The organism is Leclercia sp. GHBNCSD, assembly GCF_055805075.1.
The window spans coordinates 1,206,200-1,230,164 of the sequence record NZ_JBQVYO010000001.1 but is presented as its reverse complement, the minus strand read 5'-3'; the positions used below and the strand labels follow the sequence as shown (position 1 = coordinate 1,230,164).

19 protein-coding genes are annotated in these 23,965 nt (G+C 55.3%); 10 read left to right on the top strand and 9 right to left on the bottom strand.

From position 1 onward, the window contains the following. Window positions 1–2: 2 nt before the first annotated feature. A complete protein-coding gene (locus ACT3IC_RS06025) occupies window positions 3–1,742 on the bottom strand; it encodes a class I mannose-6-phosphate isomerase (protein WP_473476664.1) in 1,740 nt (579 codons plus the stop codon). A gap of 183 nt (window positions 1,743–1,925) precedes the next feature. Here ACT3IC_RS06025 and ACT3IC_RS06020 point away from each other — a divergent pair, with 183 nt between their 5' ends. The 5 genes from ACT3IC_RS06020 (at window position 1,926) to ACT3IC_RS06000 (ending at window position 9,157) form a co-directional block, all read left to right on the top strand. Continuing rightward, window positions 1,926–2,933: a LacI family DNA-binding transcriptional regulator gene (locus tag ACT3IC_RS06020; protein WP_159339997.1), complete on the top strand. Its 1,008-nt coding sequence runs from the start codon at window positions 1,926–1,928 to the stop codon at window positions 2,931–2,933. A 133-nt stretch (window positions 2,934–3,066) separates the two neighbouring features. After that, window positions 3,067–3,888: a 4-hydroxy-tetrahydrodipicolinate reductase gene (gene dapB / locus ACT3IC_RS06015; RefSeq protein ID WP_103178226.1), complete on the top strand. Its 822-nt coding sequence runs from the start codon at window positions 3,067–3,069 to the stop codon at window positions 3,886–3,888. A 455-nt stretch (window positions 3,889–4,343) separates the two neighbouring features. Further along, the gene (gene carA, locus ACT3IC_RS06010; protein ID WP_103178227.1) at window positions 4,344–5,492 is read left to right on the top strand and encodes a glutamine-hydrolyzing carbamoyl-phosphate synthase small subunit; all 1,149 of its coding nucleotides are present in this window, start codon (window positions 4,344–4,346) and stop codon (window positions 5,490–5,492) included. Between the two features lie 18 nt (window positions 5,493–5,510). Further along, window positions 5,511–8,735 (top strand): carbamoyl-phosphate synthase large subunit, encoded by a 3,225-nt coding sequence (carB, locus tag ACT3IC_RS06005; protein ID WP_159339996.1) that lies wholly within the window; start codon window positions 5,511–5,513, stop codon window positions 8,733–8,735. A 188-nt stretch (window positions 8,736–8,923) separates the two neighbouring features. Next, window positions 8,924–9,157 (top strand): YgdI/YgdR family lipoprotein, encoded by a 234-nt coding sequence (locus ACT3IC_RS06000; RefSeq protein ID WP_103178229.1) that lies wholly within the window; start codon window positions 8,924–8,926, stop codon window positions 9,155–9,157. Between the two features lie 51 nt (window positions 9,158–9,208). On the opposite strand, the gene ACT3IC_RS05995 is transcribed toward ACT3IC_RS06000, so the two are convergent. Then, window positions 9,209–11,686 carry an autotransporter family protein gene (locus tag ACT3IC_RS05995; RefSeq protein ID WP_236560481.1) on the bottom strand — a complete coding sequence of 826 codons (2,478 nt, stop codon included), beginning with the start codon at window positions 11,684–11,686 and terminating at the stop codon, window positions 9,209–9,211. A gap of 190 nt (window positions 11,687–11,876) precedes the next feature. Between ACT3IC_RS05995 and ACT3IC_RS05990 the strand changes: the two genes are divergently transcribed. The 4 genes from ACT3IC_RS05990 (at window position 11,877) to folA (ending at window position 15,426) form a co-directional block, all read left to right on the top strand. Continuing rightward, window positions 11,877–12,047: a hypothetical protein gene (locus ACT3IC_RS05990; protein ID WP_231736585.1), complete on the top strand. Its 171-nt coding sequence runs from the start codon at window positions 11,877–11,879 to the stop codon at window positions 12,045–12,047. Between the two features lie 396 nt (window positions 12,048–12,443). Further along, on the top strand, window positions 12,444–12,974 hold the full coding sequence (kefF, locus tag ACT3IC_RS05985) for a glutathione-regulated potassium-efflux system oxidoreductase KefF (protein WP_103178231.1): 531 nt from the start codon (window positions 12,444–12,446) through the stop codon (window positions 12,972–12,974). Continuing rightward, window positions 12,967–14,832 (top strand): glutathione-regulated potassium-efflux system protein KefC, encoded by a 1,866-nt coding sequence (kefC, locus tag ACT3IC_RS05980; RefSeq protein ID WP_103178232.1) that lies wholly within the window; start codon window positions 12,967–12,969, stop codon window positions 14,830–14,832. The genes kefF and kefC overlap by 8 nt, the downstream gene beginning before the upstream one ends. A gap of 114 nt (window positions 14,833–14,946) precedes the next feature. After that, entirely contained in the window at window positions 14,947–15,426 is a 480-nt protein-coding gene (folA, locus tag ACT3IC_RS05975) for a type 3 dihydrofolate reductase (protein WP_103178233.1), read from the top strand. A 44-nt stretch (window positions 15,427–15,470) separates the two neighbouring features. Here folA and apaH read toward each other — a convergent pair whose 3' ends face one another. From apaH to lptD, 6 genes are read right to left on the bottom strand one after another with little or no spacing between them, the layout of a single operon-like run. Then, window positions 15,471–16,319 (bottom strand): bis(5'-nucleosyl)-tetraphosphatase (symmetrical) ApaH, encoded by an 849-nt coding sequence (gene apaH, locus ACT3IC_RS05970; protein WP_156653904.1) that lies wholly within the window; start codon window positions 16,317–16,319, stop codon window positions 15,471–15,473. 2 nt (window positions 16,320–16,321) lie between these two features. Continuing rightward, window positions 16,322–16,699 carry a Co2+/Mg2+ efflux protein ApaG gene (gene apaG, locus ACT3IC_RS05965; protein ID WP_103178235.1) on the bottom strand — a complete coding sequence of 126 codons (378 nt, stop codon included), beginning with the start codon at window positions 16,697–16,699 and terminating at the stop codon, window positions 16,322–16,324. Between the two features lie 3 nt (window positions 16,700–16,702). Then, window positions 16,703–17,524 carry a 16S rRNA (adenine(1518)-N(6)/adenine(1519)-N(6))-dimethyltransferase RsmA gene (gene rsmA / locus ACT3IC_RS05960; RefSeq protein ID WP_103178236.1) on the bottom strand — a complete coding sequence of 274 codons (822 nt, stop codon included), beginning with the start codon at window positions 17,522–17,524 and terminating at the stop codon, window positions 16,703–16,705. Beyond that, window positions 17,521–18,507, bottom strand: coding sequence for a 4-hydroxythreonine-4-phosphate dehydrogenase PdxA (gene pdxA, locus ACT3IC_RS05955; protein ID WP_156653905.1), 987 nt, complete (start codon window positions 18,505–18,507; stop codon window positions 17,521–17,523). Before pdxA ends, rsmA begins: the two co-directional genes overlap by 4 nt. Continuing rightward, window positions 18,507–19,793 carry a peptidylprolyl isomerase SurA gene (surA, locus tag ACT3IC_RS05950; RefSeq protein ID WP_103178238.1) on the bottom strand — a complete coding sequence of 429 codons (1,287 nt, stop codon included), beginning with the start codon at window positions 19,791–19,793 and terminating at the stop codon, window positions 18,507–18,509. Before surA ends, pdxA begins: the two co-directional genes overlap by 1 nt. A gap of 53 nt (window positions 19,794–19,846) precedes the next feature. After that, a complete protein-coding gene (lptD, locus tag ACT3IC_RS05945; protein WP_103178239.1) occupies window positions 19,847–22,201 on the bottom strand; it encodes an LPS assembly protein LptD in 2,355 nt (784 codons plus the stop codon). A gap of 240 nt (window positions 22,202–22,441) precedes the next feature. Between lptD and djlA the strand changes: the two genes are divergently transcribed. Then, entirely contained in the window at window positions 22,442–23,260 is an 819-nt protein-coding gene (gene djlA / locus ACT3IC_RS05940; RefSeq protein ID WP_103178240.1) for a co-chaperone DjlA, read from the top strand. A 44-nt stretch (window positions 23,261–23,304) separates the two neighbouring features. Here the strand turns inward: djlA and rluA are convergent, their stop codons facing one another. Continuing rightward, window positions 23,305–23,964: a bifunctional tRNA pseudouridine(32) synthase/23S rRNA pseudouridine(746) synthase RluA gene (gene rluA, locus ACT3IC_RS05935; protein ID WP_156653907.1), complete on the bottom strand. Its 660-nt coding sequence runs from the start codon at window positions 23,962–23,964 to the stop codon at window positions 23,305–23,307. Window position 23,965: the final 1 nt, after the last annotated feature.

Genomic DNA, 23,965 nt, shown 5'->3' with positions numbered 1-23,965 from the left:
GCTTACCCCCTTACCCAGGCTTTAACGGTGGCCAGTTGCTGGCCGATGCCTTTACCCCAGGGAGAGATGCGGTATTCGCCCACGGCAGCAGGGACGATAAAGGTTTCGGCGTAATGCACCACGAAGGGTTCAAAGGCGTTGTCAGGACTGTCCACTCGCGCTTCTACCCCCTCCACCAGGTTCAGCACGTTTACGCCGCCTTCCGTGTTGTGCAGGACTGGTTCGCTGAACCAGTGACGGCGGGTTTCAATAAATTCGCGTTCGTGCAGGCCGGTGCGCTCTTCGCGCCAGCCCTTTCCTTCGCTGACAGGCTCAAACTGGTTCACGAGATGCTTCTGTACCCAGCGGGTGTCACGCTGCCAGTCAATGACCTGCTCGCCATGCTCGAGGTGAACAGGGCGGGGCAGACCGTCCATGCCGAGACGGCCCCAGTCCCAGAGTTTGAAGGTGAAAATGTAAGGCGTGGCGCTGATCTCCAGCACCATCGTGCCGGAACCTGAGCAGTGAACCGTGCCGGCGGGGATCAGGAAGTGATCGTGTTTATGCGCCGGGATCTTGTTCACAAAGCGGGCGTCATCGAAGGCTTTTTCACCCTGAGCGGCGCGTTTGAGATCGTCCATCATTGCCTGTGGGTGGGTGCCGCTCACGGTGCCCAGGTAAACCACCGCGCCGGGCTCCGCCTCCAGAATGTAGTAACTCTCATCCTGGGTGTAGTGCATACCGAACTGCTGCTGGATGTACTCCGTTACCGGGTGCACCTGAAAGCTCAGGTTCTGCCCGCCGATGGTATCGAGAAAGTCGAAGCGGATTGGGAATTCTGCGCCAAACCGGGCGTGAACCTTTTCCCCCAGCAGCGAGCGGGGCTGAAGCAGAACCAGGTCCTGGGAGGGGATCTCGATCCGCACCGCGCCAAAACGCAGTAACAGGCTGTTTTCCTCGGGCACGCAATCAAAACACCACGCGTAGTTGGGCGCGGCGGGATCGAGATCGAACTGTTGTTTCATCCACTGGCCGCCCCAGACGCCGGGATCGAAGAAGGGCACCACGCGGAAAGGACGCCGGGTGGTGTGCGCCAGGCCCGCGCGCAGGGCGTCTCCGCAGACCATCGCCGGTGCGTTAGCGAGGGTGGTATCCAGCAGGAAATCAGCGCGTTTAAGGAGCGGTGTTTTGTGGCGATCGAACACCCGCCACTCAATAAAGAAGGCGCGCTTATAACGGCGGAGCATATCTTCAGTCTGGTTTTCGACGCCCCAGTTGCCCAGCTCGCCTTTGCGCATACGCTGCTGAATTTCCCAGCGCGGCAGATCGGCGTAGACCAGCACGTCGCCCGGATGGACCAGGGCAGCGCCGGAGCCATAAATCACCACCAGCCCCTCTTCACAAGCGGTGACCTGCTCTTGCAGAGCCTTTAGCTTCTCCCTGTCCATAAATTCCACTAGCTGGTGGCATGAAAGCACGCCAAAAACGCGGTCATCGGTGAGGTTACGCGCCAGCATCGCATGCAGCGCATCCTCATCGCGGCGGGCCCGTTCGGCATTAATCGTCAGCGCCGGACGGAGCGATGAGAACAACATCTGCTCCAGTTCGTCGAGACGTACGCCGGGATAGCAGTCGATAACCAGCACGGTGCGTTTCGGGAGCTGTTGCTGTGCAAGCGAACGTCCAATCGCCTCCCAGCCCTGCCAGGCGCGGTGGTCGAAGCCGCTTATGTTGACTTCAGGGTGTTTATCGTAGGTGGTCATAGTCTCTCTCCTTCAATATTGATTAGGTTATTCGATTAACCGGCTTTGAAAAGAGTGGTTAACGCGATTAACCCGGCATTCCGCGGCATTTACGGGTAATCTGCGGCGGTTCTGTGAAGGAGGTCACAGGGAAAAATGCAAAAATTAGGTTATTCGATTAATCTAAAGAAAAAAGGAGTCACCATGACGGGAATAACGCTGGCGGACGTGGCAAAACGGGCAGGCGTATCAACTGCAACGGTATCAATGGTGCTGTGCAACAAGGGGCGGATCTCCCAGGCCACGCGGGAGAAAGTACGCCGGGCGCTGGACGAGACGGGCTACGTCTATAACCAGACGGCGGCTAATCTGCGCAACCGGCGAAGTAACCAGGTCGGGCTGCTGCTTCACGATATTACCAACCCCTTCTACGGCGAAATGACGGCGGGGCTGAGCCACGAGATGGAGCGCCACGACCTGCTGCTGTTCCTGGCCAACAGCGAAGAGTCTTCATCGCGCCAGCAGAAGTTTGTTGATTCACTGATGCGCAACAACGTCTGCGGCATGGTGCTGTGTGCCGCGCGCGAAACGCCGCAGGCCTTTTTTGATGGCCTGAAGCGCCGCACTATTCCGGCGATTATGGTGGTGCGCCCGCTGAACGATCCAGATTTTGATTTCGTTGGCACTGATAACTTCCTCGGCACCCAGTTAGCCACGGAGCATCTGTTGCGGATGGGCCATCGCCATATCGCCTTTATCGGAGGAAGCGCGCGCTCCGGCTCGCGGGCGCAGCGCCTCGGGGGATTTACCAGCAAGCTGCTGGAGTATGGCGTAACGCCGAATCCGGAGTGGATCGTCACCGCCCAAGCCAGCCAAAGTGACGGGGCGCGCGTTGCGCTGGCTCTGCTGTCGCGCCATCCGCAGATCACAGCGGCTATCTGTTACCAGGACATCGTGGCGCTGGGCGTTATGCAGAGTTTACGCAAGCTGGGGCGCGAGCCGGGCAGTGATTTTGCGCTGGTCGGGTTCGATGACATTACCGAAGCGGGACTGGTTCAGCCTGCGTTAACCACGGTCTCCGTGGCCGCCAAAGAGATCGGTCGTAAGGCGGGCGAGCTGCTCTTTAGCCGCATTCAGGGGAATGACGAGCCGCCAAAGCGGATCATCCTGCCCCCTACGCTGGTGGTGCGTGAATCGTGCGGTTTTCGCTGACACCTATGTTTTTTACTGATATCTGACCCGTTTTATCATTAAATTCTAATTATCGGCGTTTTCAGATGGCGGCAATCTTGCTGGCTGGTTACTCTGGAAACGATTTACATCATTTTAACGTAAGAGAATAACTATGCATGATGCACAGGTCCGTGTCGCAATTGCGGGCGCGGGTGGCCGTATGGGCCGTCAGTTAATTCAGGCTACGCTGCAGATGGATGGCGTTGCGCTTGGCGCCGCGCTGGAGCGCGAAGGCTCTTCTTTATTAGGCGCGGATGCCGGTGAGCTGGCAGGCGTGGCTAAGACGGGCGTTACCGTGCAGAGCAGCCTTGATGCAGTAAAAGATGACTTTGACGTGTTTATCGATTTTACGCGCCCGGAAGGCACGCTGCATCACCTGGCGTTTTGCCGCCAGCACGGCAAGGGCATGGTGATCGGCACCACCGGTTTTGACGATGCGGGCAAACAGGCGATTCAGGATGCGGCGAAAGTCATCCCTGTCGTATTTGCGGCCAACTTCAGCGTGGGCGTGAACGTGATGCTCAAGCTGCTGGAGAAAGCGGCGAAGGTGATGGGCGACTATACCGATATCGAGATCGTTGAAGCGCACCATCGCTACAAAGTGGATGCACCGTCAGGTACGGCCCTGGCGATGGGCGAGGCGATTGCCCAGGCGATGGATAAGGATCTGAAAACGTGTGCCGTCTACACCCGTGAAGGTCATACCGGCGAACGCGTTCCGGGCACCATTGGTTTTGCCACGGTGCGTGCCGGTGACATTGTAGGCGAACATACCGCGATGTTTGCCGATATTGGTGAGCGCGTTGAAATCACCCATAAGGCTTCCAGTCGTATGACTTTTGCAAATGGGGCTGTACGTTCTGCTATTTGGTTGAAAGGCAAAAAAGATGGTCTTTTTGACATGCGAGATGTGCTTGATCTTAACAACTTGTAATCATAGTTACCCTTCGTGATGTGGTTATTGCAGTCGTAATTAATTGATTGCACAGGGCAATATTTTATTGCCCTTTAATTTTGAAGTCTTTGGCATAGTTTTTATATTAACTTCCCATAAATCTTCTTTTTCACCTCTATTTTTGTTTCAAACTTGTGAATTTTGACCAAATGGTCCACTTTTTTGGACCGCAACGGCAGTTCTAACAATAAAATGGGTTAGCAAGCGTTTTCCCAGGTGATTTAGTTGGTCTTTTTGCCCGTTAACAACTCTCTTTCCCACCAGTGGCATAAAAATGACAGACAAAACCCACTTTTTGAGTTGACTTTCCCCTGCTTAATCTCCAGAATGCCGCCGTTTGCCGAAAATCCACTGGCAGCAGATTTGCATTGATTTGAACCCTGGTTATGAATTAATATGCAAATAAAGTGAGTGAATATTCTCTGGAGGGTGTTTTGATTAAGTCAGCGCTATTGGTTCTGGAAGACGGAACCCAGTTTATCGGTCGGGCCATTGGGGCAACAGGTTCGGCGGTTGGGGAAGTCGTTTTCAATACTTCAATGACCGGTTATCAAGAAATCCTCACTGATCCTTCCTATTCCCGCCAAATCGTCACTTTAACTTATCCCCATATTGGTAATGTCGGCTCCAACGCCGCTGATGAAGAGTCCTCCCAGGTCCACGCACAAGGTCTGATCATTCGTGACCTGCCGCTGATTGCCAGTAACTACCGCAGTACTGAAGACCTCTCTTCCTACCTGAAACGCCATAACATCGTGGCGATTGCCGATATCGATACCCGTAAGCTGACGCGTCTGCTGCGTGAAAAAGGTGCCCAGAACGGCTGCATCATCGCTGGCGACAACCTGGATGCGGCTCTGGCGCAGGAAAAAGCCAAAGCCTTCCCGGGTCTGAACGGTATGGATCTGGCAAAAGAAGTGACCACCGCTGAGTCCTACAGCTGGACGCAGGGTAGCTGGACGCTGGCTGGCGAACTGCCGGAAGCGAAAAAAGAGGAAGAGCTGCCGTTCCACGTGGTGGCCTACGACTACGGCGCCAAGCGCAACATCCTGCGTATGCTGGTGGATCGCGGCTGCCGCCTGACCGTTGTGCCGGCCAAAACCCCGGCAGACGAAGTACTGAAGATGAACCCGGACGGGATCTTCCTCTCTAACGGCCCGGGTGACCCGGCACCGTGCGATTACGCTATCGACGCGATTAAAACTTTCCTTGAAACCGACATTCCGGTATTCGGCATCTGCCTCGGCCATCAGCTGCTGGCGCTGGCGAGCGGTGCGAAAACCGTGAAGATGAAGTTCGGTCACCACGGTGGCAACCACCCGGTGAAAGATATCGACAACAACACGGTAATGATTACCGCACAGAACCACGGTTTTGCTGTCGATGAAGCCTCCATGCCTGCCAACCTGCGCGTCACGCACAAGTCGCTGTTCGATGGCACCTTGCAGGGCATTCATCGTACCGACAAACCGGCGTTCAGCTTCCAGGGACACCCGGAGGCAAGCCCAGGCCCGCACGATGCCGCGCCGCTGTTCGATCACTTCATCGAACTTATCGAGCAATACCGTAAGACCGCTAAATAATCAGGAGCCGAGAAGACCATGCCAAAACGTACAGACATAAAAAGCATCCTGATCCTTGGCGCTGGCCCGATCGTTATCGGCCAGGCCTGTGAATTTGACTACTCTGGCGCTCAGGCGTGTAAAGCCCTGCGTGAAGAGGGTTACCGCGTTATTCTGGTGAACTCCAACCCGGCCACCATCATGACCGACCCGGAAATGGCCGATGCGACCTACATCGAGCCGATTCACTGGGAAGTGGTACGCAAAATCATCGAAAAAGAGCGTCCGGATGCCGTACTGCCAACCATGGGCGGCCAGACGGCGCTGAACTGTGCGCTGGAGCTGGAGCGTCAGGGCGTGCTGGAAGAGTTCGGCGTGACCATGATTGGTGCCACCGCCGACGCGATTGATAAAGCGGAAGACCGCCGTCGCTTCGACGTGGCAATGAAAAAAATCGGCCTCGACACCGCGCGTTCCGGTATTGCACACAATATGGAAGAGGCGCTGGCGGTTGCCGCTGACGTGGGTTATCCGTGCATCATCCGTCCTTCCTTCACCATGGGCGGCACCGGCGGCGGTATCGCTTACAACCGTGAAGAGTTCGAAGAGATTTGTGCCCGCGGTCTGGATCTTTCTCCAACCAACGAGCTGCTGATTGATGAATCACTGATCGGCTGGAAAGAGTATGAGATGGAAGTGGTGCGTGATAAAAACGACAACTGCATCATCGTCTGCTCTATTGAAAACTTCGACGCCATGGGCATCCACACCGGTGACTCCATCACCGTGGCACCCGCCCAGACCCTGACCGACAAAGAGTACCAAATCATGCGTAACGCCTCGATGGCGGTACTGCGTGAGATTGGCGTCGAAACCGGCGGCTCTAACGTGCAGTTCTCGGTTAACCCGAAGAACGGTCGTCTGATTGTTATCGAGATGAACCCGCGTGTATCCCGCTCCTCTGCGCTGGCATCGAAAGCCACCGGCTTCCCGATTGCCAAAGTGGCGGCGAAACTGGCGGTGGGTTATACCCTCGACGAGCTGATGAACGACATCACCGGCGGTCGTACTCCGGCCTCGTTCGAGCCGTCTATCGACTACGTTGTAACCAAAATTCCTCGCTTCAACTTCGAGAAATTTGCCGGCGCTAACGACCGTCTGACCACCCAGATGAAATCTGTCGGCGAAGTGATGGCCATTGGCCGCACCCAGCAGGAGTCCCTGCAGAAAGCGCTGCGCGGTCTGGAAGTGGGCGCCACCGGTTTCGACCCGAAAGTAAGCCTGGATGATCCGGAAGCCCTGACCAAAATCCGTCGTGAGCTGAAAGACGCGGGCGCCGAGCGTATCTGGTATATCGCCGACGCCTTCCGTGCGGGCATGTCCGTCGATGGCGTCTTCAACCTGACCAACATTGACCGCTGGTTCCTGGTGCAGATTGAAGAGCTGGTGCGTCTGGAAGAGAAGGTGGCAGAGCTGGGCATCAACGGCCTCGACGCTGACTTCCTGCGCATGCTCAAGCGTAAAGGCTTTGCCGACGCGCGTCTGGCTAAACTGGCGGGCGTACGCGAAGCGGAGATCCGCAAGCTGCGTGACCAGTACGACCTGCACCCGGTCTACAAGCGTGTGGATACCTGTGCGGCAGAGTTTGCGACCGACACCGCCTACATGTACTCCACCTATGAAGACGAGTGCGAAGCGAACCCGTCCGTTGACCGCGACAAAATCATGGTGCTGGGCGGCGGTCCAAACCGTATCGGCCAGGGCATCGAGTTCGACTACTGCTGCGTACATGCCTCCCTGGCGCTGCGCGAAGACGGTTACGAGACCATTATGGTCAACTGTAACCCGGAAACCGTCTCGACCGACTACGACACCTCCGACCGCCTCTACTTCGAGCCGGTAACGCTGGAAGATGTGCTGGAAATCGTGCGTATCGAGAAGCCAAAAGGGGTTATCGTGCAGTACGGCGGCCAGACTCCGCTGAAGCTGGCCCGCGCGCTCGAAGCGGCAGGTGTACCGGTTATCGGTACCAGCCCGGATGCGATTGACCGTGCGGAAGACCGCGAACGTTTCCAGCACGCCGTTGACCGTCTGAAGCTGAAACAGCCGGCTAACGCCACCGTTACCACCATTGAGCAGGCGGTTGAGAAGGCCAAAGAGATCACCTACCCGCTGGTGGTGCGCCCCTCCTACGTGCTGGGTGGCCGCGCAATGGAGATCGTCTACGACGAAGCCGACCTGCGCCGTTACTTCCAGACGGCGGTCAGCGTCTCTAACGATGCGCCAGTCCTGCTGGACCGCTTCCTGGACGATGCGGTAGAAGTGGATGTGGATGCTATCTGCGACGGCGAAAGAGTGCTGATTGGCGGCATCATGGAGCACATCGAGCAGGCGGGCGTGCACTCCGGCGACTCCGCATGTTCTCTGCCAGCCTATACGCTGAGCAAAGAGATTCAGGACGTGATGCGCGAGCAGGTGCAGAAACTGGCCTTCGAGCTGCAGGTACGCGGTCTGATGAACGTGCAGTTTGCGGTGAAAGACAATGAAGTCTACCTGATTGAAGTGAACCCACGTGCGGCACGTACCGTCCCGTTCGTCTCCAAAGCCACCGGTATCCCGCTGGCGAAAGTGGCGGCGCGCGTGATGGCTGGCCAGACGCTGGCGCAGCAGGGCGTAACCAAAGAGATTATCCCGCCGTACTACTCGGTGAAAGAGGTGGTGCTGCCGTTCAACAAGTTCCCGGGCGTTGACCCGCTGTTAGGGCCAGAGATGCGCTCAACCGGTGAAGTCATGGGCGTGGGCCGTACCTTCGCGGAAGCGTTCGCCAAGGCGCAGTTGGGCAGTAACTCCACCATGAAGAAACAGGGCCGTGCGCTGCTCTCCGTGCGAGAAGGCGACAAAGAGCGCGTGGTGGACCTGGCGGCGAAGCTGCTGAAGTATGGCTTTGAGCTGGATGCGACCCACGGCACCGCGATTGTGCTGGGTGAAGCGGGTATCAACCCGCGTCTGGTGAACAAGGTGCATGAAGGTCGTCCGCACATTCAGGACCGTATCAAGAATGGCGAATATACCTACATCATCAACACCACCGAAGGGCGCCAGGCGATTGAAGACTCCAAGCTGATTCGCCGCAGCGCGCTGCAGTACAAAGTGCACTATGACACTACCCTGAACGGCGGTTTTGCGACAGCGATGGCGCTGAACGCGGATGCCACCGAGAAGGTGATTTCTGTGCAGGAGATGCACGCGCAGATTAGCAAGTAACAAGCCTGTTATCGTAGGGCGGGTAAGCGAAAGCGACGCCGGGCAAATGGCGGGTGGCGCTTCGCTTACCCGCCCTACGATGGCTGCCTCCCTCTTCAGAACCTTCTGCTTTCTCATCTCCCATCAGTCAGTTAGCCTAAAATTATCAGGTCGATAATTAAATCCAACTGAAAAGCAGGGAGAACACCATGCGTAAGAATCTTTTGCTGACTTCAATTTTTACTGCCGCAGCACTATTTACCGTTGCAGGTTGTTCCTCTAACCAGGCGGTGAAAACTACTGACGGTAAAACCATCGTCACCGACGGAAAACCGCAGGTAGATGACGATACTGGAATGATGTCTATTGATAATGCCGAAACCGGTCAGACGGAACAGATTAACCGCGATCAGGTGAAATCCATGGGTGAACTGGATAACTGATAAAAAAATGCAGTGGCCTGCGCCACTGCATCGGTTGTTGCGGTAACAGGATTACCAGCGGTGATTTAACAGGATATGACCGCCATAGGCGTCGTAGCTGTTTTCGCCCCATTCGCCGCTGGCGCGCAGCGAGATCAGGGTGGTCTCGTTCAGCTTGCCCGTTACGCCCAGCTCCAGCTGTGCGCGGTCGTCCGGGGTATCGTTGCTGAAGGTTTCGCCGTTGAAAGCGATGTCGTTCTGTCCTGCCCCTTTCAGCCAGTTAACTGCCACATAAGGCTGCCAAGCCTGAACATCTTTCTGGTCAAAGTAGCTGGATTTCACCCCTACGCGGCCAAGTACGCTGTCGTTATCAAGGGTAGAGATCCGTACGCCGTCGGCATCCTTATGATTTTCCTGGTCCAGGTAGCTGTAAATCGCCTGAATTTGCGGCTCGATTTTCCAGGTTCTCTCGTTTTCTGAGTCAACAATCCAGGCATGGCCCGCTTCCAGCGACACGGCAAAACCGTGGCTGTTGTAAGATTCATTGTCGCGCCCATCGCTTCTCAGGCCGTTGTGATACCAGCCGTAAGAGGCCCAGCTGTCGATATAGCTGCCTTTACGCAGCTTCTGATCTTCCTGCCAGGTGGCGTAGACGCCAACGTTCACACCATCGACCTTGCCGTGCGCGGAACGGTGGCTGCCGGTAGAGGTGGAGTCGGTTTTCGCCTGGCCTGCGCCAAACATCATCCCACTATGCAGAACACCAGTATCCATCTGCTTGCTGATGAAATCGCTGCCAACCTGCATGACGTACTGGGTCGTGTCATAGTTTACTTTTCCGCCTGCCACGTCATTGTCGTGATAGCGGCCTTTGACATACATCCAGGTATTGAGATCCTCACCATCGCGCAGCGTCAGCTGATCGCGATCGTCACGTTTGTGCAGGAACATCCCCTGGGCTGCCAGGTAGTTACCCATATAGGCGCCGACTTCAGGGGCCATGTTAGACGGTGCTGGTGGGGTATAGCCACCATCATCAGGGTTGGTATTGTTGCCGTTATCATCCGGCTCTGGTGCCGGCTGAGGGGCTGGCGTCGGGTCTGGCGTTGGATCGGGTGTTGGCTCGGGCGCAGGGGAAGGCGAAGTGTTCGCAGATTCCAGGTACCAGTTACCGTCGGTGTGCTTGTTCAGGCTGTATTCCCAGGCACCGGCAACAACAGGTCGGGAAAGGGAGAATGCGGCGTCGGAGTTACCACTAACTTTGACAACCTGCATACCGTTAACGGTTTGCGCACCCAGACCACCGATATTCGAGATGCGGATACCGGACTGGCCGGCGCTATCACCGGTAATGGTCAGGTGATCGGTAGCAGAATCATCCTCTCCCAACACGCTGTTCATCAGGATCTGGCTACCGCTCGTCCCGGTATAGTTGCCGTTAATGACGAATCTGTTGCCGACGTGGTCATTAAGACCATTGACCTGCAGCGTACCGCTGTTGGTCACATTACCGTTGATGGTATTCGCAGTTGAAGGCGTTACGCTATTGCCAGAGATGGCATTCCAGGAGGCGAGGGTACCGCCGTTAAGAATATTGATGTTGTTATTAACGGTTCCGGCGCTGGCAAAGGTTGCTCTATTGCCAACGGTGACGGTAGCGGTATTGCCGCTGGTGCCCAGGGTTGCGCCTTCTGCGATCAGGGTGGTACCGCTATTCAGTAGGGTATTGCCGGTATAGCTGTTATTGCCGGTCAGGGTTAACAGATTAGCATCGATTTTTTTAACGTTGCCGCTGCCGGTAATATCCCCTGCGAAAACAGAGTCGGAGCCCTGGTTGAACGTGAAGGTGCCGTTATTGGTCAGGGTGCCGGTCAGAAAGCCTGTTTGGTCACCATTACCCAGCTGAAGATGGCCTGCCTCTGAAATCAGGGTATTACCGGCGTCGTTTTTTACGATGCCCGCCAGAGTCAGTTTACCTGAGTTGATCTTAATTGAGTCACCCGCGCCGATAATATCGATGTTGCCGGTCAGTGACCAGTCAGTACCGTCCATAGACAGCGAAGCAAAGCCATCACCTGCGTTCAGGCCGCGGAAATTGCTGTCTTCTGAGCCGCTATCCAGTAACGCTAAGGTGTTTGTTGTGGAATTGGTGGAGATGACATCGCCATCAAGCACAGATCCTTGCCCCAAAGTCAGCGTATTAGCCTGGGTACTCTCAAAGGTAATTGCACTTTCTGAACCTTTTATCAGGCCATTATTTCCTATATTAAGTCTGTGATTACCCGTGACGACAACACCGTTAACATCAGCCTCGATCTGCCCCCGATTATTAAGATTACTTTTGCCTGAAGCATCAAGCAGGATACCGTTATCGGTGCCGCCTTTTAACATTCCATCATTATCAATGATGACACTGGCACCGGAGGTGAACGCGGTTTTACCTTGGATCGTACCGGTATTTGCGATGTTGACGTTACTTGAATCTTCATGAATTTTAATACCGTATTCTGCCCCCAGAATTTTACCGGCGTTGTTTATGTCCCCACCCATATTTTCGACATAAATTCCGGTGGCACCCGTGGATTCGATTAATCCACTTTGCTGGTTATTTATGATTACTTTTTGTGAGCCAGTAGCGATAAGCATTCCATCGCCTACGCCAGACACTTTCCCATAGTTCGTGACACCGTCAATTACCTGCCCTTTGACCGTAACAGTGGGCATGTCAGTGGAATTGGTAATGCTGACATCTTCAGGAATGATGTATGTATTATCTGATGAAAAAGTCTGTGGGGCATCCGTGTTGTCATTAATTATGATTTCTGCGGATACCATTAACGGGGTAAATACTATTAATGCTGATAAAGCTGGAAAAATATTTTTCAACGATGCCGTTGTCTTATTTAATTGAGGGGTTTTGCTTGTCATTGTCACATCCGTTTTGTGATTTAAGAAAGCGTATTTTAGTAATGAGGTGATTTTTTGTAAATCACTGCTTTTTAATGGTGTATTATTAATATTAAGTTAACCAATTGAGTTGTCAGCGGTTTTTTTATGAATGGTGTTTTTAAATTATGGATTAAATTCATTTTATTGATAATGTTTTTGCATTAATCCAAAGAGAATAATCTTAATGCTAAATATGATGTTTATTTTTTATGGAATTAATAAAAATAATAGATTTCCAAGCAAAGCCATTTACCAATCTTTGCGGTTAATGCCAGCAAGGCCAGAGACCCCTTCAAACGCCTCGCTTTCCTGACTACACTGACAGTCACAACAAGAAAGCCGTTTACCCAGGTTAATCATGATACTCATTATCTACGCCCATCCTTATCCGCACCATTCGCATGCGAATAAGCGAATGCTCGATCAGGTAAAGACGCTGGAGGGTGTAGAAATCCGCTCGCTCTATCAGCTCTATCCTGACTTTAATATTGATATCGCCGCAGAGCAGGAGGCGATTTCCAGAGCCGATCTCATCGTCTGGCAGCACCCGATGCAGTGGTACAGCACGCCTCCGTTGCTGAAACTGTGGATCGATAAAGTCTTCTCGCACGGCTGGGCGTACGGTCATAACGGGAGAGCGCTCAAGGGTAAAAGCCTGCTGTGGGCGGTGACCACCGGTGGCGGCGAAAGCCATTTCGATATCGGTTCCTTCCCCGGCTTTGAGGTGCTGGCGCAGCCGCTGCAGGCGACCGCGCTCTACTGCGGGCTCAACTGGCTCCCGCCATTTGCTATGCACTGCACCTTCGTTTGCGACGACGAAACCCTTCAGGCGCAGGCGCGCCACTACAAACAACGTTTACTCGACTGGCAGGAGGCGCACCATGGATAGCCATACGCTGATTCAGGCGCTGATCTATTTGGGGGCCGCGGCGCTGATTGTGCCGGTTGCGGTTCGTCTGGGGCTGGGGTCGGTGCTGGGCTATCTGATTGCCGGCTGCGTCATTGGTCCGTGGGGTTTCCGGCTGGTCACCGATGCCGAGTCGATTCTGCACTTTGCGGAAATTGGCGTGGTGCTGATGCTGTTCGTGATTGGTCTGGAGCTGGATCCGCGTCGCCTGTGGAAACTGCGCGCCTCGGTATTTGGCGGCGGGGCATTGCAGATGCTGGCCTGCGGTCTGCTGCTGGGCGGATTCTGCATCCTGCTGGGCATGGACTGGAAAGTGGCGGAGCTGATCGGTATGACGCTGGCGCTCTCATCCACGGCGATCGCCATGCAGGCCATGAATGAACGTAACCTGACGGTTTCGCAGATGGGTCGCAGCGCCTTCTCAGTGCTGCTTTTTCAGGACATCGCCGCCATTCCGCTGGTGGCGATGATCCCGCTGCTGGCCGCTTCCGGGGCGTCAACTACCCTGGGCGCCTTTGCCCTTTCGGCCCTGAAAGTTGTCGGGGCGCTGGCGCTGGTGGTCCTGCTCGGGCGGTACGTCAGCCGACCGTTGCTGCGTTTTGTCGCCCGCTCCGGCCTGCGTGAAGTCTTCAGTGCCGTGGCCTTATTCCTGGTCTTCGGCTTTGGTCTGATGCTGGAAGAGGCCGGGCTCTCTATGGCGATGGGGGCGTTTCTGGCAGGCGTTCTGCTGGCGAGCTCCGAGTACCGCCACGCCCTGGAAAGCGATATCGAGCCCTTTAAGGGGCTGCTGCTGGGGCTGTTCTTTATTGGCGTGGGGATGTCGGTTGATTTCGGGACGTTAGTCACCCATCCGCTGCGCATCGCGATCCTGCTGGTGGGCTTCCTGGCCATTAAAATGCTCATGCTCTGGCTGGTAGCTCGCCCGTTGAAGGTTCCCGCGAAACAGCGGCGCTGGTTTGCGGTGCTGCTGGGGCAGGGGAGTGAGTTTGCCTTTGTGGTGTTTGGCGCGGCAAACATGGCAAACGTGCTCGATCCCGAATGGGCGAAGGCGCTGACGCTGGCGGTGGCGCTGTCAATGGCGGTAACCCCGCTGCTGCTGGTGGTGCTGACCCGTCTCGACGCTGCCAACAGTGGTCAACAGCACGAGGCTGATGAAATTGATGAAGAGCAACCGCGGGTCATCATCGCCGGGTTTGGTCGCTTCGGTCAGATTGCGGGCCGTTTGCTGCTCTCCAGTGGGGTAAAAATGGTCATCCTCGATCACGATCCCGATCATATTGAAACCTTGCGTAAGTTTGATATGAAGGTCTTTTATGGCGATGCCACCCGCGTGGACCTGCTGGAATCCGCCGGGGCGCACAAGGCCGAAGTGTTGATCAACGCGATAGACGATCCGAAGAACAGCCTGCAGCTGGTTGAGCTGGCGAAGACGCACTTCCCGCATCTGAAAATCATCTCCCGCGCGCGCGATATCGATCACTACATCAAACTGCGTCAGACAGGTGTCGATGCCCCGGAGCGTGAAACCTTTGAAGGCGCGCTCAAATCCGGACGGCTGGCGCTGGAGAGCCTTGGCCTCGGGGCATATGAAGCCCGGGAGCGGGCCGATCTGTTCCGTCGCTTTAATATTGAGATGCTGGAGGAGATGGCGGAAATGGCGGAGAACGATGCCAAATCCCGCGCGGCAGTGGTTAAACGCACCAGCGCCATGCTGACCGAGATCATCAATGAGGATCGTAATCACCTCTCACTGACCCAGCGTCATGGCTGGCAGGGAACGGAAGAGGGTAAGCATACCGGCGATCCGCACGATGAGCCGGAGAGCAAACCTGTAGCGTGAAGAGGGGTTGCCAGCAAATATAAAAAATTTCCTGTTCTTTACTCTGCCGCCAGTCGACGAAAGATTAAGCTTTCCGTATAGTGGCGGCAATTTTTTGCATCCGGGAAATAATCAATGATCAGTCTGATTGCGGCGCTTGCGGTAGATCGCGTGATTGGTATGGAAAACGCCATGCCGTGGAATCTGCCTGCCGATCTCGCGTGGTTTAAACGTACAACGTTGAACAAGCCGGTAGTAATGGGCCGCCTGACCTGGGAGTCAATCGGGCGCCCGTTGCCGGGCCGTAAAAACATCGTAATAAGCAGCCAACCCGGCACGGACGATCGTGTTGAGTGGGTTAAATCCATCGACGAAGCCATTGCTGCCTGCGGCGATGCTGAAGAGATCATGGTGATTGGCGGGGGGCGTATCTATGAGCAATTCCTGCCGAAAGCGCAGAAATTATATCTGACCCACATTGATGCTGAAGTGGAAGGGGATACCCATTTCCCGGACTACGATCCTGACGAGTGGGAATCGGTGTTCAGCGAATTCCACGACGCGGATGCGCAAAACTCGCATAGCTACTGCTTCGAGATCCTTGAACGCCGCTAATGTGGTTACTGCACCTTTCCCGCCGGGAGAGGTGCAGCGCTCTTCTACGACGCTACGGCTTCATTTTCATCCAAATCCAGATGCCGGTTCGAAGGCTGCATAAACCAGGCTTTATCTTCCCAGCGCAGACAGGTGAGTTCTCCCCCCCAGCAGCAACCCGTATCCAGCCCATAAATGCCTTCAGGCGTGCCTTTCCCTTCCAGCGATGCCCAGTGGCCGAAGACGACACTGTACTGCTCCGTTACCGGGCCAGGGATTGCAAACCACGGCTTGAGCGGCGTCGGCGCGTTTTCCGGCACATCCTTGCAATACATATCCAGCTGACCATTCGGGAAGCAGTAACGCATGCGGGTGAAGGCGTTCGTGATAAAACGCAGGCGCGCAACGCCGCTGAGCTCCATGCTCCAGTTGTTGGGCATGTCGCCATACATCGCATCGAGGAAGAACGGGTAAGAGTCGCTGGCGAGCACCGCTTCGACGTCCCGGGCACACTCTTTGGCGGTTTGCAGATCCCACTGCGGGGTAATGCCCGCGTGCGCCATCACCACTTTTTTCTCTTCGTCGATCTGCAGCAGCGGCTGGCGACGCAGCCAGTTAATCAGCTCATCGGCGTCGGGCGCTTCCAGCAACGGCGTGATCCTGTCTTTCGGTTTATTGCGGCTGATCCCGGCGTAGACCGCCAGGAGATGAAGGTCGTGGTTGCCGAGGACGATCCGCACGCTGTCGCCCAGCGATTTGACATAGCGCAGGACTTCCAGCGAGCCAGGGCCGCGGGCAACGAGATCGCCCGTAAGCCACAGCGTGTCTGTACCTGGGGTAAAATCCACCTGCTTTAGCAAGGCGATCAGTTCATCGTAGCAACCGTGAACGTCGCCAATGAGATATGTAGACATGTTTAGTGAATGAGTGTTGGTACAGCCAGACGGAAAACAGGAATGGCAACGCGGAATGCATTGCCCTCGGTATCGACCATTTCATAATGGCCCTGCATGGTTCCCAGCGGCGTCTCGATTACTGCACCGCTGGTATACTGATACTCTTCGCCGGGCGCAATGTGCGGCTGTTCACCCACCACACCTTCGCCCTGCACTTCAATTTCACGGCCATTGCCGTTAGTGATAAGCCAGTAACGCCCCAGCAGCTGGACAGGGGTTCGCCCGAGATTGCGAATGGTCACGGTGTAAGCAAAAACAAAACGTTCTTCATCCGGTGTGGATTGAGACTCGATGTAAAGGCTTTGCACCTGAACACATACGCGGGGCGAATTAATCATGGCTTAGCTCTCCTTCGGCGGCGCATTTTCGCTGATGTAGTTAGCCAGCTTGCAGTACTGCTCTACGGAAATGTTTTCCGCGCGCATCGCCGGGTCGATACCCAACTGAGCTAACACGTCAACAGTAAACAGATTGCCAAGGCTGTTACGAATCGTTTTACGACGCTGGTTAAAGGCTTCGGTGGTGATGCGGCTCAGCACGCGCAGATCCTTCACCGGATACGGCTTCGTTTTATGCGGCACCAGGCGCACAACCGCTGAGTCAACTTTTGGCGGCGGCGTAAATGCCGATGGCGGTACTTCGAGTACCGGGATCACGTTACAGTAGTACTGTGCCATCACGCTTAAACGACCATACGCTTTACTGTTCGGCCCTGCAACCAGTCGATTAACGACCTCTTTTTGCAACATGAAGTGCATGTCAGCAATGGCATCAGTATAGCTAAACAGGTGGAACATCAGCGGCGTGGAGATGTTATACGGCAGGTTGCCGAATACGCGCAGCGGCTGGCCCATTTTCTCCGACAGTTCGCCGAAGTTCATGGTCATGGCATCCTGCTGATAAATGGTCAGTTTCGGCCCGAGGAACGGGTGCGTCTGCAGGCGCGCTGCCAGATCGCGGTCCAGCTCGATGACGGTAAGTTCATCCAGACGCTCGCCAACCGGTTCGGTCAGAGCGGCGAGGCCCGGCCCGATTTCGACCATTGCCTGGCCTTTCTGTGGATTGATAGCCGAAACAATACTTTCGATCACGAACTGATCGTTGAGGAAGTTTTGCCCGAAACGTTTACGGGCTAAATGGCCCTGGTGGACGCGATTATTCATTGAGTATTAACAATCATTTTGATGGCGAGATTAAGCGCCGTAATAAAACTGCCGACATCTGCTTTTCCCTGGCCTGCTAAATCGAGCGCAGTACCATGGTCAACAGAAGTACGAATAAAGGGTAAACCGAGGGTAATATTCACCCCGCGGCCAAATCCCTGGTATTTTAGCACGGGAAGGCCCTGATCGTGGTACATCGCCAGCACGGCGTCTGCATGATCCAGGTATTTCGGTTGAAACAGGGTATCGGCAGGCAGCGGCCCGCTGAGATTCATGCCTTTCGCGCGCATCTCTTCCAGCACCGGAATGATGGTGTCGATCTCTTCCATACCCATATGCCCACCTTCACCCGCATGTGGGTTCAGGCCGCATACCAGCACGTGCGGATCGGCAATACCGAATTTGGTGCGTAAATCGTGGTGCAGGATGGTAATGACGTCGCGCAGCAGATCCGGCGTAATGGCGTCGGAAATGGCTTTGATGGGCAGGTGCGTCGTCGCCAGGGCGACCCGCAGCTCCTCGGTTGCCAGCATCATCACCACTTTTGCGCTGTGCGACCGCTCTTCAAAAAACTCGGTATGACCGGTAAAGGCCACGCCGGCATCGTTGATCACCCCTTTATGGACCGGGCCGGTGATCAGCGCGGCAAATTCCCCGCTCAGACAGCCATCGCAGGCGCGCGCCAGCGTCTCCACCACATAATGACCATTTTCAGTGCTCAACTGGCCGGGGATAACCGGCGCGCGTAGCGGGACAGGTAGCAGCGTTAAGGTGCCTGCTTGCTGGGGAAGGGGAGCGTTTTCTGCCTGATACGGCAGGAGCGTGAGCGGGAGATTAAGCTGTTTCGCTCGCGCTTCGAGCACGCTGGCATCGGCGCAGATCACCAGTTCGACCGGCCAGCTGCGCTGGGCAAGCTGGACGACCAGGTCGGGACCAATCCCGGCGGGTTCGCCGGGAGTGATGACAACACGATGTTGTTTCATTAGTTGCTCAGGACTTTGACGTAGGCGCTGGCGCGTTGTTCCTGCATCCAGGTCGCTGCTTCTTCAGAGAACTTACGGTTGAACAGCATACGGTATGCACGATCTTTTTGCGCCGCATCGGTTTTATCCACATTGCGGGTATCCAGCAGCTCGATGAGGTGCCAGCCGAAGGTGGAGTGAACCGGTTCGCTCATCTGACCTTTGTTCATTCTCATCAGCGCATCGCGGAAGGCCGGATCGTAAATATCCGCAGCCGCCCAGCCCAGATCGCCGCCCTGATTCGCGGAACCTGGATCCTGAGAGAACTCTTTCGCGGCGTTGGCGAAGGAGGTTTTACCGCTGCGAATATCGGCGGCAATTTGCTCCAGCTTGGTACGCGCCTGCGTATCAGACATGATCGGCGAGGTTTTCAGCAGAATGTGGCGGGCGTGCACTTCCGTCACGGAGATGCTCTGGCTCTGGCCGCGCAGATCGTTCACTTTCAGAATATGGAAGCCCACGCCGGAACGGATTGGACCCACGATGTCGCCTTTCTTCGCCGTGCTCAGCGCCTGGGCAAAGATAGAAGGCAGCTCCTGAATACGACCCCAGCCCATCTGGCCGCCTTTCAGCGCCTGCTGGTCAGCGGAATAGGTGATCGCCAGTTTGCCGAAATCACCGCCATTACGCGCCTGATCGACGATGGAACGTGCCTGGCTTTCCGCCTCGGCCACCTGGTCAGAAGATGGGTTTTCTGCCAGGGGGATCAGGATGTGGCTCAGGTTCAGTTCGGTGCTGGCATCGTTCTGGTTGCCCACCTGTTTCGCCAGGGCATCCACTTCCTGCGGCAGGATGGTAACGCGGCGACGCACTTCGTTATTGCGCACTTCTGAAATCAGCATCTCTTTGCGGATCTGATTACGGTAGGTCGAATAGCTGATGCCGTCATAGGCCAGACGGCTGCGCATCTGGTCCGGGGACATATTGTTCTGCTTCGCAATGTTGGCGATAGCCTGATCGAGCTGCTCATCAGAGATCTTCACACCCATCTTCTGACCCATCTGCAGAACGATTTGATCCATGATCAAACGTTCAAGGATCTGATGACGCAGCGTGGAATCGTCCGGAAGTTGCTGACCTGCCTGACCCGCGTTGAGCTTCACAGACTGCATTAAACCATCAACGTCGCTCTCAAGTACCACACCGTTGTTCACAACGGCAGCGACTTTGTCGACAACCTGTGGGGCCGCGAAGCTGGTATTCGCGACCATAGCGATACCGAGCAGCAGCGTTTTCCAGTTCTTCATACTTTTTCCATATCAATTAACCGCAAAGCGGATTACGTGTTAAATCAAGTACATCACAATGAACTACGGTACGGCAGAATCGGTGAGCGCAGCATCTGCTGAGTACCCAGACCATAGTTGGAACTCAGGCCACGGAGTTCGATGTTAAAGCCGATGACGTTATCGTACTCGCTCTGATTTTTGTCTGGATCCCAGCCGTTAAGCTTACGTTCGTATCCAACGCGAATCGCATAGCAGCAGGAGTTGTACTGCACACCCAGCATCTGATCTGCAGACTTATTCTGGTTGGTATCGAAGTAGTAGGCTCCCACCACCGACCAACGATCGGCAATTGGCCAGCTTGCGATGCCTCCCACCTGCGAAATGCCCTCTTTCGTTTGTTCGGACGTGGCAAAGTTAGGTAACGTCGCCTGGATATATTCCGGGCTGGCGTAACGATAGCTGAGCTGTACCATTCGGTCTGCATCACGACGGTACTCGATTGAACCGCTACCGGTGGCAACATTGTTCAGCCGCGTGTCATATTGCACGCCGCTGCGCAGACCCCAACGATCGGTTATGCGCCAGTAAGTATCTCCGGCCCATACCAGCGATCCTTTTTTGTCGTCCTTCTCCCACTGGATATTGTCATCACCGGTACGTGCTTCGGTGAAGTAGTAGATTTGACCCACAGAAGCATTAAAACGTTCAACTGCAGCATCATCATAAATACGCGTTGTGACCCCGGTGGTCACCTGGTTGGCCGATGCAATACGGTCCAGACCACCGTAAGTACGGTCGCGGAACAGGCCGCTGTAATCAGATTGCAGGAATGAAGAGTCATAGTTCTGGATATTGCTCTGATCGCGGTACGGCACATAGAGATACTGGGCGCGCGGCTCCAGCGTCTGGGTATAGCCCTCGCTCCAGTTCATGTCGCGCTCGAAGACGAGCTTGCCGTCCACTTTAAACTGCGGCAGCACGCGGTTAACGGAATCTTCCAGACGCGTGCCATGATTGGCATTGTACATTTCCAGATTATCCTGCTGATAGTGGGTCGCCATCAGCTTCACTTCGGTATCGAGGCTGGCCCAGTCGTTTGAAACAGGCAGGTTAATCGTTGGCTCAAGGTGCAGACGCGTTGCTTCAGGCATGTCAGAGTCAGTATTGACGAAATGCACCGCCTGGGCGTAGACCCGGGTGTCAAAAGGACCCACATTATTCTGGTACCAGTTAACATCAAGCTGTGGCTCTGCAGCATAGGTGCTCTGCGTTTGGTCGCTAAAGACCTGGAACTGTTTGGTGGAAACGGTCGCGTCAAAATTCTGTACTACATAGCCCGCGCTGAATTTCTGCGTGGCGTAGCCATCGGTACTTGAGCCGTATTTAGAGGTAAAGTCGTTAAAATAGCTCGAGTCGCTGACTTTGGTGTAGTCGACGTTAAAACGCCACACCTGATCCATTACGCCCGAGTGCTGCCAGTAGTACAACCAGCGATGGCGATTATCCCCGGAGGTGTTTCTTGGATCATCCTCATACACTTTATCCGATGGCAGATAGTCCAGCTCCATCAGACCCGAACCCGCATGCGTCAGATAGCGGAACTCGTTCTCCCACATGATGTTGCCGCGCTTGTGGATATAGTGCGGCGTGATCGTCGCATCCATGTTGGGCGCGATATTCCAGTAGTACGGCAGGTAGAACTCAAAGTAGTTTGAGGTGCTGTACTTGGCGTTCGGGATCAGGAAGCCGGAGCGACGTTTGTCACCCACGGGCAGTTGCAGATACGGGCTATAGAAGACCGGTACCGGGCCGAGCTTAAAGCGGGCGTTCCAGATCTCCGCAACCTGCTCTTCGCGGTCGTGGATCACTTCGCTACCTACCACGCTCCAGGTATCCGAGCCTGGCAGACAGGAGGTAAAGGTCCCGTTTTCCAGAATGGTGTAGCGGTTTTCACCGCGCTGTTTCATCAGGTCCGCTTTACCGCGACCCTGGCGGCCAACCATCTGGTAATCACCTTCCCAGACGTTAGTGTCTTTGGTATTCAGGTTCGACCAGGCTTTCGGACCTTTCAGGATGACCTGATTATCGTCATAGTGCACATTACCCAGCGCATCGACCGTACGTACCGGTTCGGCTGCGCCTTCTGGCTGTTTCTGGTGCAACTGCACTTCATCGGCCTGCAAACGGCTGTTGCCCTGGTTAATATCCACATTCCCGCTAAACAGGGCGTCGTCAGGATAGTTCCCTTTTGCGTTGTCAGCGGTGATGGTAACCGGTAGCGTGTTCGTATCACCCTGTACCAGCGGGCGATCATAGCTGGGGATACCCAGCATACATTGCGAGGCGAGATCGGCTGCCAGACCCTGTTGACTGTACAGAGCCGTAGCTATCATCGTGGCCAGAAGGGTGGGGATACGTTTTTTCATACGTTTTATTTATTGTTCCGTCATCAGTGGCTTATCGCTGGCAAACGGTCAGAGACTATCTTACTCATCATCACAGTGCCAGCGTTAATCCTGCCCGTAAACGAGCCATGGTGATAGGCTCGTTATTGAATGACGAGTATGATAATGCAAATTATAGGCGATGTCCTTCACTTGACCGTGGCCAGGCCACCGGAATGATGGCGTTGCGCTGGATCAAATCGATCACCATTTGGGGAGTATATGCAGTATTGGGGAAAAATTATCGGCGTAGCGTTCGCTTTACTGATGGGCGCGGGCTTCTGGGGTATCGTTCTGGGGCTGCTTATCGGCCATATGTTTGATAAAGCGCGCAGTCGCAAGATGGCCTGGTTCGCTAACCAGCGTGAACGCCAGGCGCTTTTTTTTGCGACAACCTTCGAGGTAATGGGCCATCTGACCAAATCGAAAGGGCGTGTCACCGAGGCCGACATCCATGTCGCCAGCCAGTTTATGGATCGCATGAACCTGCACGGTGACTCCCGGGCGGCCGCGCAAAACGCATTTCGTATCGGTAAGGCGGATAACTATCCCCTGCGCGAAAAAATGCGTCAGTTCCGCAGCATCTGCTTCGGGCGCTTCGACTTAATTCGGATGTTTCTGGAGATTCAGATCCAGGCGGCGTTTGCCGATGGGTCGCTCCACCCGAACGAACGTGAAGTGCTGTATGTTATCGCCGAAGAGTTGGGCATTTCCCGCACCCAGTTCGATCAGTTCCTGCGCATGATGCAGGGCGGCGCACAGTTTGGCGGCGGCTATCAGCAACAGCAGGCGGGCGGTGGCGGCTGGCAGCAGGCGCAGCGTGGTCCTACCCTGGAAGATGCCTGTAATGTGCTGGGCGTGAAGCCAACCGATGAACCGACAACCATCAAGCGGGCCTACCGTAAGCTGATGAGCGAGCATCACCCGGATAAGCTGGTGGCCAAAGGTTTACCGCCAGAGATGATGGAGATGGCGAAGCAAAAAGCGCAGGAAATTCAGAAAGCCTACGAGCTTATCAAAGAGCAGAAGGGCTTTAAGTAAGGAAGCGGTTGGCCCGGCGGCAAGGGGTGCTGCCGGGCAACGGATCAAAAGTCTGCCGGTGCCTTAAAGGTCATCGGCGTACCGTATTCCGGGTGGGTGATGGTGAGCATCTGTGCATGCAGTTGCAGACGCGGCGCCATCGCCCGGGCTTCCGGCGTGGCATAAAAGCGATCCCCCAGAATCGGGTGACCCAGCGCCAGCATATGCACACGCAGCTGGTGCGAGCGGCCGGTAATCGGTTTTAGCAGCACGCGGGCGCTGTTGTCCGCCGCGTACTCCAGCACTTCATACTCGGTTTGCGCCGCCTTGCCGGTCTCGTAGCAGACCTTCTGCTTCGGGCGGTTAGGCCAGTCGCAGATCAGCGGCAGATCAACCAGCCCTTCCGCCGGTTGTGGATGACCCCAGACGCGCGCCAGGTACTGCTTCTTCGGCTCACGCTCTCGAAACTGACGTTTCAGCTCGCGCTCTGCCGCCTTGGTCAGCGCCACTACAATCACTCCGCTGGTGGCCATGTCCAGACGGTGGACGGACTCCGCCTGCGGAAAATCACGCTGAACGCGCGTCATCACGCTGTCTTTGTGCTCATCCAGCCTGCCCGGCACGGACAACAAGCCGCTTGGCTTGTTGACCACCATAATATGCTCATCCTGATAGAGAATGACCAGCCACGGATCCTGCGGCGGATTGTAGGGTTCCATCAACATG